13 protein-coding genes are annotated in these 13,521 nt (G+C 58.5%); 3 read left to right on the top strand and 10 right to left on the bottom strand.

The window, feature by feature from the left end:
• Positions 1–126: 126 nt before the first annotated feature.
• Together AB5Y73_RS14310 and pomA are read right to left on the bottom strand one after the other, a co-directional pair.
• A complete protein-coding gene (locus AB5Y73_RS14310; RefSeq protein WP_005349528.1) occupies positions 127–1,020 on the bottom strand; it encodes a flagellar motor protein MotB in 894 nt (297 codons plus the stop codon).
• A gap of 8 nt (positions 1,021–1,028) precedes the next feature.
• Entirely contained in the window at positions 1,029–1,787 is a 759-nt protein-coding gene (gene pomA / locus AB5Y73_RS14305; protein ID WP_005349525.1) for a flagellar motor protein PomA, read from the bottom strand.
• A gap of 211 nt (positions 1,788–1,998) precedes the next feature.
• Between pomA and xseB the strand changes: the two genes are divergently transcribed.
• From xseB to dxs, 3 genes are read left to right on the top strand one after another with little or no spacing between them, the layout of a single operon-like run.
• On the top strand, positions 1,999–2,250 hold the full coding sequence (gene xseB, locus AB5Y73_RS14300) for an exodeoxyribonuclease VII small subunit (protein WP_005338838.1): 252 nt from the start codon (positions 1,999–2,001) through the stop codon (positions 2,248–2,250).
• On the top strand, positions 2,251–3,141 hold the full coding sequence (gene ispA, locus AB5Y73_RS14295; protein WP_005349523.1) for a (2E,6E)-farnesyl diphosphate synthase: 891 nt from the start codon (positions 2,251–2,253) through the stop codon (positions 3,139–3,141).
• Between the two features lie 21 nt (positions 3,142–3,162).
• Entirely contained in the window at positions 3,163–5,031 is a 1,869-nt protein-coding gene (gene dxs / locus AB5Y73_RS14290; RefSeq protein WP_075115416.1) for a 1-deoxy-D-xylulose-5-phosphate synthase, read from the top strand.
• Between the two features lie 74 nt (positions 5,032–5,105).
• Here dxs and AB5Y73_RS14285 read toward each other — a convergent pair whose 3' ends face one another.
• The 8 genes from AB5Y73_RS14285 to ribE all read right to left on the bottom strand — a co-directional run bounded on the left by AB5Y73_RS14285 (position 5,106) and on the right by ribE (position 13,368).
• A complete protein-coding gene (locus AB5Y73_RS14285; protein ID WP_040068611.1) occupies positions 5,106–6,047 on the bottom strand; it encodes an ABC transporter permease in 942 nt (313 codons plus the stop codon).
• A 2-nt stretch (positions 6,048–6,049) separates the two neighbouring features.
• Positions 6,050–7,024, bottom strand: a complete 975-nt coding sequence (locus AB5Y73_RS14280; protein WP_005338853.1) for an ABC transporter permease — start codon at positions 7,022–7,024, stop codon at positions 6,050–6,052.
• Between the two features lie 99 nt (positions 7,025–7,123).
• Positions 7,124–8,680, bottom strand: coding sequence for an ABC transporter substrate-binding protein (locus AB5Y73_RS14275; RefSeq protein WP_075115415.1), 1,557 nt, complete (start codon positions 8,678–8,680; stop codon positions 7,124–7,126).
• A 70-nt stretch (positions 8,681–8,750) separates the two neighbouring features.
• Complete coding sequence (locus tag AB5Y73_RS14270; RefSeq protein ID WP_005358467.1) at positions 8,751–10,475, bottom strand: ABC transporter ATP-binding protein; 1,725 nt, start codon at positions 10,473–10,475, stop codon at positions 8,751–8,753.
• A 486-nt stretch (positions 10,476–10,961) separates the two neighbouring features.
• Complete coding sequence (locus AB5Y73_RS14265) at positions 10,962–11,456, bottom strand: phosphatidylglycerophosphatase A (RefSeq protein WP_075115414.1); 495 nt, start codon at positions 11,454–11,456, stop codon at positions 10,962–10,964.
• On the bottom strand, positions 11,453–12,412 hold the full coding sequence (thiL, locus tag AB5Y73_RS14260) for a thiamine-phosphate kinase (protein WP_075115601.1): 960 nt from the start codon (positions 12,410–12,412) through the stop codon (positions 11,453–11,455). Before thiL ends, AB5Y73_RS14265 begins: the two co-directional genes overlap by 4 nt.
• 57 nt (positions 12,413–12,469) lie before the next feature.
• Positions 12,470–12,883 (bottom strand): transcription antitermination factor NusB, encoded by a 414-nt coding sequence (gene nusB / locus AB5Y73_RS14255; protein ID WP_005343514.1) that lies wholly within the window; start codon positions 12,881–12,883, stop codon positions 12,470–12,472.
• Between the two features lie 14 nt (positions 12,884–12,897).
• On the bottom strand, positions 12,898–13,368 hold the full coding sequence (gene ribE / locus AB5Y73_RS14250) for a 6,7-dimethyl-8-ribityllumazine synthase (protein WP_019445931.1): 471 nt from the start codon (positions 13,366–13,368) through the stop codon (positions 12,898–12,900).
• Between the last annotated feature and the right edge of the window lie 153 nt (positions 13,369–13,521).

Here is a 13,521-nt window from a genome sequence, read left to right as displayed (position 1 = left end):
ACTGCGGCCATCTGCAAGGAGGCCGCAGCAATCGGTTCGGATGAGGCATCTTAATATGAAGCCAACACAAAATCCACGTCAGCCCCCTGATGCAGATCCCACTTGCGTCATCGACATTCCCTTCACTTACTTCCCTTCCGGTACGGAAATGGGGGCCGAAACAGTCGGTTTGCCCTGCATGATGGCGATCTCCACCCGCCGGTTCATCCGACGATTTTCCGGGGTCGTATTGGGCACCAATGGTTGGGAGTCCGCCATCCCCTGCACCACCAGTCGCCCCTGATCAAAACCGGGGACCTTCAGCATCTGGTGCGCCACCGCAACCGCCCGTTGCGACGACAGCTCCCAGTTGGACTGGAACAGCTCATCTTCGGTCGCCACGTTGTCGGTGTGACCGGAGATGGTGATTTCACCCGGCACATCCTTGAGCAGGGTCGCTACCTTGCGAATGACCGGCCAGAACTGTGGCTGCAGAAATGCCGAACCGGCCGGGAAAGATGCTTTTTCCCTGATCCGGATGATGATCTGCTGGCCCAGCGCCTCAATTTCGATAGCGCCATCCTGGATCTGATCTTTCATCTGTTCGGCGAGTGCTTTGGCCAGGGTATTGGACTGTTCTTGCGCCTTCTTCGCATCCTGCGCGGTATCGCCCCCCGTCTGTTTGCCATCACTCTTGTCCTGACCACCGGCCTGATCCGACTCGCCGGGCAGAAACTCCAGTTCGGTCTGGGTCAGATCGATGGTCTGCTGCATCACGGTATCAATCGGCGTGGGTTCCGGGCGACCGGGCCTGAACTCCTGGGCAATCACCGAGGTTCCCTTGGGAATATCTTTCACCTCAAGGATGTTCTGTACCCCGAATGCCTTGTCCATGGAACCGGCTATCTGCTTGAACTTCTGCACATCCATCTCGGCAAAGGAGAGCAATAGCACGAAGAAGCACATCAGCAGTGACATCAGGTCGGCAAAGGTTCCCATGTAACCAGGAAGACCTGGTGGTGGGCACTTGCAATCAGACATAGCGCCCCCTATTCGGTGCCAGTATTACGTTTGGACTGGTTCAGATAGTTTTGCAGCATGGACTGGATCACCCGCGGGTTCTGGCCATCCTGAATCCCCATAATGGCATCAAGGATCAAGGTACGACTGAGCTTCTCCTCCCCGCTGCGCAGCTCCAGCTTGTCGGCAATCGGGATCGCCAACATATTGGCCTCTATCGCACCGTATAGGGTGGTCAGCAAGGCCACCGCCATCGCCGGCCCGATCGACTTGGGGTCACTCATGTTGGCCAACATGGCCACCAGACCCACCAACGTACCTATCATCCCCATGGCTGGGCCCAGATCCCCAAGGGTACGGAAGACCTTGATGGCAATGACATGGCGCTCGGCTGTCAGGTCGATATCCTTTTCCATCACGGCACGCACCACTTCGGCATCGTGACCATCCACCAGCATGTCGATCCCTTTTTTCATAAATGCATTGGGGATCTCTGCGGCCTCCAGCGCAAGAAAGCCACCTTTGCGAGCCGCGTCAGCCAGTTCAACGGCTTTGGTAATCAGGTCTTCAAGCTTGTCGCCCTTGTACATAAAGGCTTTGCCCGCCACCTTGAATGCCATCAGGAACTGGCCAAGGTTGAACTTCATCATGGCGATGAAGATTGAGCCCAATACAGTGATGTAGACCGATGGCATATCAACATACATGCTCATGGGGCCACCCAGCAGCATGCCGTACACCACCACCCCGAAACCCAGCACTATCCCTATCAGACTGCCTAGATCCACGTCCCTACTCCTGTCACCGGTTCTTATGTCTATTTATAGTCTGTTGAATTTTCTGCTATTGCGACCCATGCGGCAAGCATGCATCCACTGAGAATGATGGCTCATTATCGGCCAGTTTAGCGAGAGTTTGAGAGGGCAATGCTTTTCTGCCTCCCCCCTGTGGACGGTCGATGTTAATATAAGCCGTTTTTTTCAATCCCCGAGGATGGACATGGCCAGTAAAAAAATCGACCGTCTGAGTTTTGATGCCACTCTGGAAGAGCTGGAAACCATCGTTCATCAGCTGGAACAAGGTTCCCTACCCCTGGAAGAGGCACTCAAGCAGTTCGAGCAGGGCGTTCATCTGGTACGGGCCGGTCAGCAGAAGCTGGAACTGGCCGAACAGAAGATCCAGATCCTGCTCAGTCAAGCCGATGGCAGTGACCAGCTCGCCCCCTTCCAGCCAGAACAAGGAGAGGAGTGAGTGGCGCTGGACCATTTTTCCCGTCTGCATCGTCAGCGTATTGACGACTGTTTGTCAGCACAACTTGAATCCTTGCCCGCCATGGCGCCGCGCCTGCGCGATGCCATGAGTTATGGCCTGCTGCTGGGCGGCAAGCGGGTTCGCCCGTTTCTGGTCTACGCGGTCGGCGAGATGCTGGGCGTCAAGAGCGAACTGCTGGATGGCCCTGCGGCTGCCGTGGAGTGCATCCACGCCTACTCCCTGCTGCACGATGACCTGCCCGCCATGGATAACGACGACCTGCGTCGTGGTCAGCCAACCGTTCACAAGGCGTTTGACGAAGGAACCGCCATTCTGGCCGGTGATGCGCTGCAGACCCTGGCGTTCTCCATTCTGGCCGATCACCCCATGCCCGACTCCTTGATGGCCAACCGGGTGCGGATGCTGAGTACCCTCGCTCGCGCCTCCGGCTATCTCGGTATGTGTGGCGGTCAGGCGCTGGATCTGCAGGCCGAAGGGCGCCAGATCTCGCTCGCCGAGCTGGAGCAGGTACACCGCCACAAGACCGGAGCACTGATTGAATGTGCCGTGGCGCTCGGCGCCCTGTGCAAAGCCGATGTCGATGACGCCACGCTGGCTGCCCTGCAAACCTATGCCGCCGCGATTGGCCTCGCCTTTCAGGTGCAGGATGACATCCTCGACATCACAGGTGATACCGCCACCCTGGGCAAGCCACAAGGTTCTGACCTGGCGCTGGAAAAAAGTACCTACCCGGCCCTACTCGGACTCGAAAATGCCCGTGAGCTGGCTCGCGAACTGCATGGGAAAGCCTTAACAGCCCTGCAATCCTTGCCCTACAATACCGACATTCTGGAAGCGTTTGCCGATTACATCATCGAGCGAACCCACTAAACGCTGGATAACAGTAACAATATGAGCGTTGATATTAGCAATTTCCCCAACCTGGCCCTCGCGGACACTCCGGTCGAGCTGCGTTCCTTGCCCAAAGATCGGCTGCCGGTGCTGTGCAACGAGCTGCGCGAATATCTGCTGCGCTCTGTCAGCCGCTCCAGCGGACACTTTGCCTCCGGTCTCGGCACGGTCGAACTGACCGTCGCCCTGCACTACGTCTACAACACCCCGTTCGATCGGTTGATCTGGGACGTGGGCCATCAGGCCTATCCCCACAAGATCCTGACCGGGCGCCGAGATCAGATCCACACCATCCGGCAGAAGGATGGTCTGCACCCCTTCCCCTGGCGTGGCGAGAGCGAGTACGACGTGCTCTCCGTCGGCCACTCCAGCACCTCCATCGGTGCGGCGCTCGGTATGGCTGTCGCCGCCGAGAGTGAAGGGCTGGGTCGCAAGGTCGTTGCCGTGATCGGTGACGGCGCCATTACCGCAGGGATGGCTTTTGAAGCGCTCAACCACGCCGGCGATGTTCACAAGGACATGCTGGTGATCCTCAACGACAACGAGATGTCCATCTCCGAGAATGTCGGGGCGCTGAACAACCATCTGGCCCGGGTCATGTCCGGCAAGCTCTACACCACCATCCGCGAAGGCGGCAAGAAGGTGCTGGCGGGTTTGCCACCGGTCAAGGAGCTGGCCAAGCGGGCCGAAGAGCACCTCAAGGGGATGGTGGTGCCCGGCACCCTGTTCGAGGAGTTCGGCTTCAACTATATCGGCCCCATCGACGGTCACGATATCGAGGCGCTGGTCGAGACCCTGCGCAACATGCGCAACCTCAAGGGCCCGCAGCTGCTGCACGTCAAAACCAAGAAGGGCAAGGGTTACGAGCCGGCCGAAAAAGACCCTATCGGTTATCATGCCGTGCCCAAGTTCAATCCGGACGAGTGCGCCCTGCCCAAGGCGAGCAGCGCCAAACCCACCTTCTCCGCCATCTTTGGCCAGTGGCTGTGCGACATGGCGGCCAAAGACGAGAAGCTGGTCGGCATCACCCCTGCCATGCGCGAAGGCTCCGGTCTGGTGAAATTCAGCCAGCAATATCCGGATCGCTACTTCGATGTGGCCATTGCCGAGCAACATGCGGTCACTTTCGCCGCCGGTCTTGCCATCGCCGACAAGAAGCCGGTGGTCGCCATCTATTCGAGCTTCCTGCAGCGCGCCTACGATCAGGTGATCCACGACGTAGCGCTGCAAGATCTGCCGGTGCTGTTCGCCATCGACCGGGCCGGTCTGGTGGGCGCCGATGGCCCGACCCATCAGGGGGCGTTCGACATCAGCTTCCTGCGCACCGTGCCCAACATGGTAGTGATGACGCCATCTGATGAGAATGAGTGCCGCCAGATGCTCTATACCGGCTATCTCCATCAGGGCCCTGCCGCCGTGCGTTACCCGCGCGGCAGCAGCCTGAGCGACGCCCCCATCTCGTCAGAGATGCAGGCACTGGCGCTTGGCAAGGGGCGTATCCTGCGAGAAGGCAAAGGCACCGCTATTCTGGCGTTTGGCACCCTTCTGCACCACGCCAAAGCGGCCGCCGAAGCGCTGGATGCCACCCTGGTGGACATGCGCTTTGTCAAACCGATGGATGAGGCACTGGTGCTGTCGCTGGCAACCAGCCACGATCACTTCGTCACCATCGAAGACAACGCCATCATGGGCGGCGCCGGTTCGGCGGTGAACGAACTGCTGATGGGCAGCAAGCAGTGCAAGCCGGTGCTCAACCTCGGCCTGCCGGATCGCTTCGTTGAACAGGGCACCCAGCAGGAGATCTATGCCCTGCTCGGTCTGGACGATGCAGGGATCCAGCGCAGCATCGAAAGCTGGCTGCAAGCCTGATAACGAGTTAACGCAATCCAAAATAAGAAGGGCGCCTCACTGGCGCCCTTCTTATTTTGCGTTTCTGACTTGGATTACCCTTTGTAGATCTTGGGGTTAAACACATCCCGCAGCCAGTCACCCAGCAGGTTGATGACCAGCACCAGCACCACCAGACAGATACCCGGGAAGGCGGTGATCCACCAGGAGCCGGAGAAGATGTAGTTGAAGCCGACGCTGATAAGCGAACCGAGCGAGGGCTGATCAACCGGCATCCCCAGACCGAGGAAGGAGAGTGCAGCTTCACTCATGATGGCGTTGGCCACCTGCACGGTGGAGATCACCAGAATGGGCGACAAACAGTTGGGCAGAATGTGGCGGAACATGATGCGCGGGGCGCGGAACCCCATCACCTTGGCCGCTTCCACATACTCCTTCTTCTTCTCCGCCAGCACAGAGGCGCGCACAGTACGGGCGTACTGCGGCCACTCTGCAATACCGATGATCACCACCAGCATCATGATGGCGAACTTCGAGTAGAACTCGGAGCCAAAGGTTGCCTGAAAGATGGCGGAGATGATGATCGCCACCATCATGGTGGAGAACGACAGCTGCACATCGGCAAAGCGCATCAAGAGGTTGTCGATACGACCACCGAAGTAACCGGCAATCAGACCGATGACGATACCAAGCACCAGCTGCAGCGCCACCGCAAACAGGCCGATGGTGAGGGAGATACGGGCGCCATAGAGGATGGTGCTCCAGATATCCCGCCCCTGGTTGTCGGTACCGAGCCAGAAGCGCTCCTCGCCACCTTCGAGCCAGGAGGGGGGCAACTCGGCATCCATCAGATCAAAACTGGTCTGGTCATAGACGTTGTGCGGGGCGAGCCAGGGCGCCAGCAGCGCCGCCAGCACAAATACCACGAACACCGCAAAGCTGAACATGGCTACCTTGTCCCGCAGGAAGTAGTAGACGATGTCAGAGTTCTTGAATCGTGCCCAACGGCTTGGGCTTGCAGTTACAGCGTTACTCATGCTTACCCCTTGGCAGTCAGGTTAACGGTCGGGTTGATCAACCCGTAGAGCAGGTCGACCAGGGTATTGGTCACCACGAAGATCAGTCCCACGAAGATGACGTAGGCGGTGATGAGGGGCGTATCGACCCGGTGGATCGCCTCAAGGAACAGGAAGCCGGTGCCCGGCCACTGGAACACGCTCTCGGTCAGGATGGTGTAGGCCACCATGGTGCCGATCTGCACCCCGCCGACGGTAATGACCGGCAGCATGGTGTTTTTGAGGGCGTGGCTGTAGTAGACCTTGTTGTTGTCCAGCCCCTTGGCACGGGCGAACTTGACGTACTCGGAGGAGAGCTGCTCCAGCATCTCGGAGCGCACCAGCCGGATAAACAGCGGCAGCATGATGGAAGATAGCGACACCGCGGGCAGGATCAGGTGCTTGATACCATCCCAGGTGAAGAAGCCCGACTCCCAGCCCAGCAGGTTGCGGGTCTCGCCGCGGCCATAGGCCGGCAGCCAGCCCAGCTGGATGGAGAAGAGGTACATCAGCATGATGGCAGTCAAAAATACCGGGATCGAGATGCCGATACTGCTCCCCGCCATGATGATCTTGGTGGGGATGCTGCGCGGGCGGATCGCCGAATAGACACCGAGTGGAATGGAGACCACCACGATGATGAGCGCGGCAGCAAACACCAGCTCAAGGGTAGCCACCAGCTTGTCGAGGATCACCTCGAGAGCGGGTCGCTTGAAGAAATAGGAGGTACCCAAATCCCCATGCACCGCATTTTTCAGAAAGCGGCTGTATTTGATGAGGAAGGGATCGTTAAGGCCCATCTTCTCGCGCAACTCGTGACGCTGGGCTTCGGAGACGGATTGTCCCACCAGCTCGCGCAACGGGTCACCCAGGTTATCCTGGATGGAGAAGGCGACCAGGCTGATGACGAACATCACTATCACGGCCTGATAGAACCGTTTCAGCAGGAATGTAAACATGCTTGTCCTTCTACGTGGCCTGTGTCGTGGCACAGGCTTCTGTTAGTGGGCGGAGTGGCCAGCTGACCACCCCGCCCCGTCCTTCCTTGCGACGTTCTCTTACTTGCTGACCACCAGGTCACCCAGGTAAGGGAAGTTCATCACGTTGACCACCGGCTTGATGTCGACGTTCTTCTTGGCGCCATAGGCCAGATCTTCCCAGTGCAACGGCACGTAGGCAGCATCTTCGATCAGCATGGCTTCGACCTTCTTCAGCATCTCGGCACGCTTGGCCGGATCGGTCTCGGCGTTGGCATCCATCACCAGCTTGTCAGCTTCGGCGTTGGCGTAACCGGCGCAGTTGTACTGACCCATACCGGTCTTGGCGTCCTTGGTGAAGGTCAGGAACTCGAAGAAGTTCGCGGTATCTTCGGTGTCGGAGTGCCAGCCGATCAGCTGCATGTCGGCGGCGCACTTGTCAAACTCGGGCCAGTACTGGGCCACCGGCATGGTCTTCAGATCCACCTTGATGTTGATCTTGGCCAGCATGGCGGAGACAGCCTGGGCAATCTTGACGTCGTTGACGTAGCGGGCAGCCGGGGAGATGAAGGTCATCTTGAAGCCTTTCTCGTAACCGGCCTCTTTCATCAGCTGCTTGGCCTTGGCCAGATCATACTGGGGCACCAGCGCCTCGTTGTGACCGGCATAGCCTTTCGGGCTCAGCTGACCAGCAGGGGTACCGAAGCCCTTGTTGATCTTCTCGACAATGCCCACCTGGTTGATGGCGTAGTTGATCGCCTGACGTACACGCTTGTCTTTCAGTGCCGGGTTGGTGTTCTGGTTCAGCTCGATGATGATGGCGCGGGTACCGGACAGGGTGACCAGCTGGGAGTCCTTGCCATTCTTCACGCGCTCCAGATCGTTCGGCGCAACCGGATAGATCATGTCCACGTCGCCACCCAGCAGGGCTGCAACACGGGTCGCATCTTCCTTGATCGGCACCACGGTCAGGTTCTCGACGTTACCCTTGGAGGCTTTGTCCCAGTAGTTGGCGTTGCGGGCATAATCCAGCTTCACACCCTGCTCGCGGAACTTGACGGTGAACGGGCCAGTACCGGAGACGTGGGTAGAGGCGTAGGAGTCGCCGTTTTTGACGATCTCGGCCTTGTCTTTGCCCGCTTCGGTCTTGCCGGTGTAGAACTTGGAGTCCATCGGGAAGATGTAGGTGACGGTCTGCAGCACCAGCGGGAACGGCTTGGCGGTGACGAGATCCACGGTGTAGTCATCGACCTTCTTCACTTCGCTGATGGGATCGAAGATCGCCTTGAAGTCGACGGAGGATTTCAGGCGGTTGACGGTCCACACCACGTCGTCTGCGGTGAAGTCGTTACCGGAGTGGAACTTGACCCCTTTGCGCAGGTGGAAGCGGACAGTCTTGTCATCGACACGCTCGAACTTCTCGGCCAGACGGGGCTCAAACTGCAAGTCCTGGGTGTAACGCATCAGGGGATCGAATACCAGGTGCGACATCTCCAGGGTCTGACCGGAGAGCTGCTCCTGCGGATCCAGCGAAGTGGCGTCAGAAGCGACACCCACCTTGATATCAGCGGCTGAGACACTGAAGGCGAAACCGGCGGCAAACAGCGCCAGGGCAATCTTGGACAATCCTTTCTTCATCTTGTTCTCCATGCTTTTGGCTTTCTTATGACACTTTTTTTGACAAGCAGACCGGCGCACCGGCGCTCTCCTAGCTTGCGATTTCCAGCCCCTCGCGGGACATTCCCTTGAACTCCGGCATGAGGGAGATCAGCTTGCGGCTGTACTCATGCTCGGCATTGGTAAAGAGTTTCTCGGTCTCGGCCACTTCCACCAAATGGCCGTGCTGCATCACCCCGATGCGGTCGCACATCTGGCGGATCACCGGCAGATCGTGGCTGATAAACAGCATGGTGAGCTTGAGCTCCTGCTGCAGATCCTTGAGCAGGTTGAGGATCTGGGCCTGCACCGACACATCCAGTGCCGAGGTCGGCTCGTCGCAGATAAGGAAGCGCGGGCGAGTGGCCAGGGCGCGGGCAATGGAGATACGCTGGCGCTGACCGCCGGAGAACTCGTGGGGATACTTGACCCCGGCACCACGACCGAGACCCACATGATCCAGCAGATCGCCGACAATCCCCTCAATCTGGCTCTCGCTGCTCGCCAGCTGATGGAAGCGGATCGGCTCGGCAATGATGTCGCGCACCTTCATCCGCGGGTTCATCGACGAATAGGGGTTCTGGAACACCATCTGCATCTGGCGGCGCAGCGGGCGACGCTCGCGCTCGCTCTTGAGGGCGGTCAGATCGATCCCCTCGAAGAAAATCTTGCCGGTATCAGGCGGATAGAGGCCGGTGATGGCGCGGGCAATGGTCGATTTGCCGGAGCCGGACTCCCCCACCAGACCGAAGGTCTCCCCTTCGAAGATCTCGAAGCTGATGTTGTTGCAGGCGCGCACATATTGGCGACGGCTCGGGAAGATGGAGTCCTTGGTGACGAACTTCAGATCGACGTTCTCCACCCGCAGCAGCGCCCCTTCATAGGCACGCTCGTCCTGACTCTGGCCGAGCCAGTGGGTCTTGAGGTCGATATTGGTATCCGGCGCACTGGCATCCTCGATATAGGAGACCAGCGGGAAGCGCACCAGCTTCACATCGGAGCGGGGGACCGCCGAGATGAGGCTGCGGGTATAGGGGTGATTGGGGCTGCCCAGCACCTGTTCGGTCAGGCCGAACTCCACCAGATCGCCGCGATACATCACCGCCACCTTGTCGGTAACGTTGGAGACCACGCCCATGTCGTGGGTCACCAGCATGCAGCCCACCTGACGCTCTTTGCAGAGGGCGCGGATAAGCTGGAGGATCTGATCCTGAATGGAGACGTCGAGCGCCGTGGTCGGCTCGTCGGCGATGATCAGCTCCGGATCGCAGGAGAGCGCGATGGCGATAACCACCCGCTGACGCATGCCACCGGAGAACTGGTGCGGATACTGTTTGATGCGCAGCTCCGGCTGCGGAATACCCACCGCCCCCATCAGCTCCAGCGCCTTGGCAAAAGCGGCCTCGCGAGAGAGGTCAGTATTGGCCAGAATGGTCTCCACCAGCTGATGCTCAACGGTGAACAGCGGGTTGAGGGAGGTCATGGGGTCCTGGAAGATGAACCCGATACGGGAGCCACGGATGGCCCGCATCTCGTTCTGGCTCTTGCCAGAGATGAGCTCGCCATTGAGATAGATATCGCCACGGGCGATGCGACCCGGCGGGCTCAGGAGATCGATAACGGCGTTGCCGATGGTGGACTTGCCGGCGCCGGATTCACCGACCACCCCGACAATCTCACCCTTTTCGATAGAGAAAGAGAGATCCTTCACCGCGGCCAGCACCCCGTAGCGGGAGGGGTACTCGATCCGCAAGTTCTTTACTTCGAGCAAGGACATGTTTACCTCTGCGGGGGACATCCGTCCCAAATAATTCGTCCGTAAATCAGCCGCAGATGCCGGTGCTACTCAGGGCAATTAATGCTCAATCCATGAAGCAGTTAAACCAGCGATCCGGGCGGGTTTTTTGCATTTTTTTGGAATAACCCGCGAGTAACTTAGACGGTTTGACCACGGGTGTAAATGATTGAGTTATACAATTCCGCAATGTTTTGTGCAGATAATCATCAATTCGGCAGAGATAAATGATGATTTTAATCACACAAATGGCCGGTGCGTCCGTACTTCTATTGGTATCATTACTTTAATTTCAACAACAACGCAACAAGCAGCATTTATCACTATTTCCAAAACAATCACGAGCCCCGAATGAGTAGTGAATATTTATGTGAAATGGATGATAAACGGCAGCATATGCCGATGAATGAAAATTAAGCAGATATAAATCGGGGGATGCCAGAACGGTCATCCCCCGGAAGATGGCTCTCAACCGAGCCAGAATGCCAGTAATTGCATACAAAACAGGGCGAACAGGCCGGCGATCAGATCGTCCAGCATGATGCCCAGACCACCGTGGATCCGGCGATCAAACCAGGAGATGGGCCAGGGCTTGAGCACATCAAACAACCGGAACAGCGCGAAGCCCGCCACCACCCACTCCCAGCTGGCTGGCGCTGCGATCATGGTGACGCCAAAGCCGATCACCTCGTCCCAGACGATGGCACCGTGATCCGGCATGCCGATGGCATCGGTGGCGCTCTGGCAGATACGGATCCCCACGACAAAACCCACCGCCAGCAAGACGATAAACCAGTGGGTCGGCAGCCCGCTCACCAGCAGATAGAGCGGAATGGCCGCCAGGGTGCCCATGGTGCCCGGCGCCTTGGGGCTGAGACCGGAACCAAACCCCACCGCCAAAAAGTGAAGCGGATTTTTCAGATCCAGTCGTGTCAGCTCGGGCTTTATCCTGAACAAACTCATGCGAAGTGATCCCACCCTTTCAGTTGCAGCTCGACCGCTTGGTCGCCACGCAGATAGTCGATGCCCGGCTCGCCCGCCACGATGCGGCCGATGCGGCTGAACTTGACCCCGCTGTGGGCCAGCGCCGTATCGAGCGCGCCGCGGTGCTCCTCCGGTACGGTGAAGCAGAGCTCGTAGTCATCGCCACCGGCCAGCGCCAGTTGCCACGCCTCCTGCTCGCTCACCGCATCCTGCAGCACCGGCGAGCGCGGTAGCAGATCGAGATCGATCTGGGCCCGCACGCCGGAGGCCTTGAGGATATGGCCGAGATCCGATGCCAGACCATCGGATAGATCCAGCGCACTGCCCGCCAGCCCGCGCAGCGCCTGACCGGCCAGAATGCGGGGATGGGGGTGGTCGAGCCGTGGCAGCACGGCGGCCAGCTGGTTCTCGTTGAGGGTGCGTTTGCCCAGCAGGTGAGAGAGCGCCAGCGCTGCATCACCCAGAGTGCCGGTCACATAGATGCCGTCACCGGCTTTGGCGCCGCTGCGCATCAGGGCGCGACCGGCAGGCACCGACCCCTTCACCGAGATGGTGATGGAGAGCGGCCCGCGGGTCATATCCCCGCCCACCAGCGCCACATTGTAATACTCGGCCAGCTCCAGGAACCCTTCGGCAAAACCGGCGACCCAGCCTTCGTTGATGGCAGGCAGGGTCAGTGCCAGCGACACCCAGCGCGGCTCGGCCCCCATGGCGGCGAGATCGGAGAGATTGACCGCCAGCGCCTTGTAGCCGAGATCCACCGGATCCATGTCGGGAAAGAAGTGTACGCCGCTCACCAGAGTGTCGGTGCTCACCGCCAGCTGGGTATCGGGGGGCAGGGTCAGCAGGGCACAGTCATCTCCGGGGCCCATCACCACATCCTTGCGGGCGTGGGGGACCTTGAAGTACTTATCAATCAGCTCAAATTCACCCATACAGTAAAAAGCCAGCAATAAGCTGGCTCCTCTCTTAGATGCTGACGGACAGCAGGATCAACGCTTGTTCAGCGACTTGATCACCTTGTCCAGTACACCGTTGACAAACTTGTGGCTGTCATCGGCAGCAAAAGCTTTGGCCAGCTCGATCGCTTCGTTGATGACCACGCGCGGCGGTACATCATCACGACGGGTCAGCTCGTAGGTCGCCAGACGCAGGATCGCCTTGTCCACCATGTCCACTTCTTCCAGCGGACGGGAGAGGAAAGGTGCAAACACCTTGTCCAGCTCGCTGCAGTGGAGGGCTACCCCGAACAGCAGATCGCGGAAATAGTTCAGGTCTACACCCTTGGTGTCCTGATCGATCTTGAACTGCTCTTCGATGTCACCCACGTTAGCCTTGGTCATCTGCCACTGGTAGATGGCCTGGGTGGCGCAATGGCGGGCTTTACGGCGCTCAGACGGTTTCAATGTACTTCTCCTCGTTACACGTCCAGTTCTTTCAGGACGTTGATCATTTCGAGCGCTGCCAGTGCAGCCTCTGCACCCTTGTTACCCGCCTTGGTACCTGCACGCTCGATGGCTTGTTCAATGTTTTCAGTGGTCAGCACACCGAAGGCAACGGGAATTTCATATTCCATCATTACCTGGGCCATGCCCTTGCTGTTCTCGTTTGCCACCAGGTCGAAGTGGTAGGTGCCGCCACGGATGACAGTACCGACCGCCACGATGGCGTCGTATTGACCACTCTTGGCCAGCTTCTTGATGACCAATGGCATTTCAACCGCGCCCGGCACTTTTACCAGTGTCAGGTTGCTGTCCTGCACTTGACCTTGACGCTTCAGTACGTCCACCGCGCCGTTCACCAGACTGTCGTTGATGAAGCTGTTGAAACGGGCAACAACAATAGCAATGCGCGCCTCAGGAGCGGCGATATTTCCTTCGATAACCTTCATTGGAAATCCTGTATCTGTGCAATCAAAAGGGCCGGAGTCAAAAGTGCGCACATTCTAGCACAACAGACCCACGACAAAAACCAGCTTCATAACTCCGACAAATTCCATCTATTAACTTTTTTCACAGCCAGTCAATAAGACCCATAATACTCC

The sequence above is a fragment of the Aeromonas sp. s7(2024) genome (assembly GCF_040907825.1).
Classification (GTDB): domain Bacteria; phylum Pseudomonadota; class Gammaproteobacteria; order Enterobacterales; family Aeromonadaceae; genus Aeromonas; species Aeromonas veronii.
This window is presented reverse-complemented; position numbering and strand designations above follow the sequence as displayed.

Coding starts and splice junctions, on each gene's coding strand:
- xseB (WP_005338838.1), top strand. CDS start 1,999: ATGGCCAGTAAAAAAATCGACCGTCTGAGTTTTGATGCCACTCTGGAA.
- thiL (WP_075115601.1), bottom strand. CDS start 12,412: ATGGGTGAATTTGAGCTGATTGATAAGTACTTCAAGGTCCCCCACGCC.
- AB5Y73_RS14270 (WP_005358467.1), bottom strand. CDS start 10,475: ATGTCCTTGCTCGAAGTAAAGAACTTGCGGATCGAGTACCCCTCCCGC.
- ribE (WP_019445931.1), bottom strand. CDS start 13,368: ATGAAGGTTATCGAAGGAAATATCGCCGCTCCTGAGGCGCGCATTGCT.
- AB5Y73_RS14275 (WP_075115415.1), bottom strand. CDS start 8,680: ATGAAGAAAGGATTGTCCAAGATTGCCCTGGCGCTGTTTGCCGCCGGT.
- AB5Y73_RS14285 (WP_040068611.1), bottom strand. CDS start 6,047: ATGAGTAACGCTGTAACTGCAAGCCCAAGCCGTTGGGCACGATTCAAG.
- dxs (WP_075115416.1), top strand. CDS start 3,163: ATGAGCGTTGATATTAGCAATTTCCCCAACCTGGCCCTCGCGGACACT.
- AB5Y73_RS14310 (WP_005349528.1), bottom strand. CDS start 1,020: ATGTCTGATTGCAAGTGCCCACCACCAGGTCTTCCTGGTTACATGGGA.
- AB5Y73_RS14265 (WP_075115414.1), bottom strand. CDS start 11,456: ATGAGTTTGTTCAGGATAAAGCCCGAGCTGACACGACTGGATCTGAAA.
- AB5Y73_RS14280 (WP_005338853.1), bottom strand. CDS start 7,024: ATGTTTACATTCCTGCTGAAACGGTTCTATCAGGCCGTGATAGTGATG.